1 protein-coding gene is annotated in these 3,215 nt (G+C 57.9%); it reads right to left on the reverse strand.

The window, feature by feature from the left end:
• Window positions 1–3,215 (reverse strand): putative Ig domain-containing protein (locus ACYVBJ_RS20485; RefSeq protein ID WP_460984176.1); only part of this gene is annotated, 3,215 nt, incomplete at both ends.

The raw sequence follows: 3,215 nt of genomic DNA on the forward strand, positions 1-3,215 counted from the left end.
ACGACCTTCACGCTTTGCCGCTGAGCCGGTAGCCCGGCCCCGCCTTCGCTGATCACCTGCAACAGATACAGCCCATTGGATTGCCCCTGCAAGTCCCAGTCAATCGAATGCTGGTCGTTGGCCTGCTGCCACTTTTGCTGACGGACCAAGTGGCCTTGTAGGTTTATCAACTCCACTTGTAAAGGCCGACCTTCCGCCCCACGAATTACAGCACGAAGCCGATCCTGCTGGATGGGGTTGGGTGCCAGCTCCACCTGCAATAAAAGCTCAGGTTGGGCCACTTCCCTAGCCCGGCAACTGCCATCTACCGTCAACCGGTAGGGGCCGTAAATAGTCACCACACCTGCCTGATCGGTCGTTTTGAGATAGAAGTTGCCCTGGGTATTCGATTGGGCGTTGATGAGCGTCAGGCTTGACGTTGCCGTTCCCCGGAACAACTGGGGGGTCTCCATGAGCTTAGGGGAGGTCAGGCTGTTCTTGTACCACTCGTACTTGACTGGAGCCCCACTCACGGCCACACTGATCACCGCCGTACCTCCCCGGCACACGGTGGGGTTGTTGCCACCTAGTACGGTCGTAGAGGCTACAGCCGAACAGCCGTTATCCTGGCGGGTTACCGTTACCGAGTACACGCCCGCCGTGGTGACACTGGCCTTGTTGGAGCTGCCCTGCTGAGCCGCGTTTGAGCTAAAGGTGTAGCTAAGGTTATCACCGGGCGTAGCTGTGGCCGTTAAGGTAACGCTTGCATTGGTAAACGACAAAGGACCTGAGTTAGTCAGACTGACGCTGGGGGTTATCGTATTACTTTCTACCGTAGTGGTAGTGGTAGCACTACAGCCGTTGGTCCCAGTCACGATAAGCGTATACGTGCCGGGACGGTTGACACTCGTCGTACCCCCACTGGCGCTAAAACCGTCTGGTCCGGTGATGCCATACGCCACTCCAGTGGTGGAGCTGGATGCGCTCAGATTGACACTGGTTTGAGAACAGGTTAACGGGCCATTATTGGTTAAGCTCACGTTCTGGGGAGGGGTGGTGTTGCTCTCTACGGTGACTGTCCTGGTGGCAATACAGCCGTTGTTGCGGGTGGCCGTCAGGGTGTACTCTCCGGGCTGGCTGACAGTAGCCGTGTTGGCCGAGTAGCTTTGCCCACCCGGTCCGGTGATGACAAAGCCGGGATTGTTGTTAGCCGAAGCATCCAGCACCGCCGTTGGCTGAGCGCAGGTGATCACGTTACTCACCGTTAGACTCAGGTTGCGGGGCGGATCGGTGTTGGCCTCTACCAGCGTGGTCGCGGTAGCGGTGCAGCCCTGGGCGTTGGTGACTAAGACGGTGTACTCACCGGGATTGCTGACGGTGGCCGTTCGGCTGCTGGTACCGGTGGGCTGACTGACGGGGAAGGGGCCGCTGAAGACATAGGTAGCGTTGTTACCAACAGAGGGCACAGCTAGTCGAGCAGAGGTCCGCTCACAGCTCAGGGAACCGTTGTTATTGAGGCTCACGCTGAGGGTGGGGTTGACGCTCAGGCCAGTGGTCGCCGTTGCCTGCGTACCCTGACTGCTGACCAGCAGCGTATAGCTCTGGCTGGCGGAGCCGCTGGCTGTCAGACTCTGACTGAAAGCGCCACTGGTTAAGCTACCCGATAGGGGTGTGTCTACGCCATTAGTCAGGGTGTAGCTGTAGCCTCCCGAGTAGTTGCCAACTGTGGCGGTGAACGTGACGGGACTACCCGCGCAAACCGGGCTAGGACTCGCGCCAAAGTCGGTGATCGTTGGAGTGGGATTGCTGACCGTTAGACTGTAAGGACTACTCAGGCCCGTGCAGCCCTGCCCATCCTGAGCTTGTACCGTAAGGGAATAGCTGCCAGCCTGAGTAGGCGTACCCGTCAGGGCACCCTGTTCAGACAGTGTAAGCTCCACCGGCAGGCTACTACTCACCACACTAAAGCTGTAGGTGCCCTGTCCACCACTCGCGGAGAAGGATCGGCTAAAGCTTACGCCTACCGCTGCGGTAGGCGTACTAGGATTGGTGATGGTGATACTGGTAGGGCTGGCCTGGTACTCATAGGCACCGATGTCAATACGGCTTTCACTTGGGTAGAAGCGGGGCTGACCAGCCAGATCAGTCTGAGAACCGCCCGCTTGGGTATAAGCCTCATTGCTACCCGCGTTGATGGCCGCAGAGCAGCCGTTGAGCCGCAGATCCGTGGCAGAGACAAAAGGCGAGGTAGTGGTCGTCAAGTTACTAGGATCACTGGTATAGCCCGTGACGGTGGACTCCAGCAAACTCGAGCTAACCTGAAGTGTCCCCGTTGACGTATTAGAAAACGTGTTACTCCCGCCGTTGTCAAAGACCGCACAGTTAGCAAGCATGCCAACGGCACCAGCCTCTTTATAGATGGCTCCGCCTTGTGAAGCGGTGTTACCCCTGAAGCTGCAGTTGGTTAATCGGGCGGTGATAGGTCCGCCTATGTATTCTATGCTTACGGCTCCTCCCCTAGCTGTACTGCTGTTATTGAGAAACACGCAGTTGATCAGACTCGGCGAGCCCAACTCCATTCGTACAGCTCCGCCCCCCAGGTCGTCTGCCGTGTTGTTGGCAAAAAGGCAGTTGGTTACCACGATACTACTCCCATTTACTGATATGGCGCCCGCCCCCCGGCCGTGGTTTGCCTCAAACCGACAGTTGGTAAAGGAGGTTGTGTTGCCAGCGCTTTCCCGCAGGGCTCCTCCATAAGTGGCACCCCCAGTGGCGTTACCGCCGGTGATGACAAAGCCATCCAGGAGGGCGCTTCGGGTTAGCCCGCTAGGGTTGCGGATGACATTGTAGGAATTGTCACTCGTTCCAGGGCCGCCCAAATCTCCGCTTAAGGTAGTGACGTTGTTGGCCGGATTACGGTCATTCAGGCCTGGGTCACCCGTGGCCGGAAAGCCTCCGTAAATAGCTACTGCATTTTTCATGGCAAAGCTGAGGGAGCGACTGGTATTTGCTGCCCCGCCGGGCTTGTAAGTGCCCTGGGCCACCCAGACCTGCTCGACACCCTCGGCGTTGATCATGGCCTGCAAGTCGCCACTGGCCTGTTGCCAGCTAGAGCCGTCACCTGTACCGTCCTGCTTAACGTAGCGGATGGATGGTATAAAAGAGATAATCACCAGACCATCGCCCGATTGGCCGCTTGCTCCAGTTAGGCTGCTGGGATTGGTGCCCGCATTGAA

It is taken from the genome of Spirosoma fluminis (genome assembly GCF_054778895.1).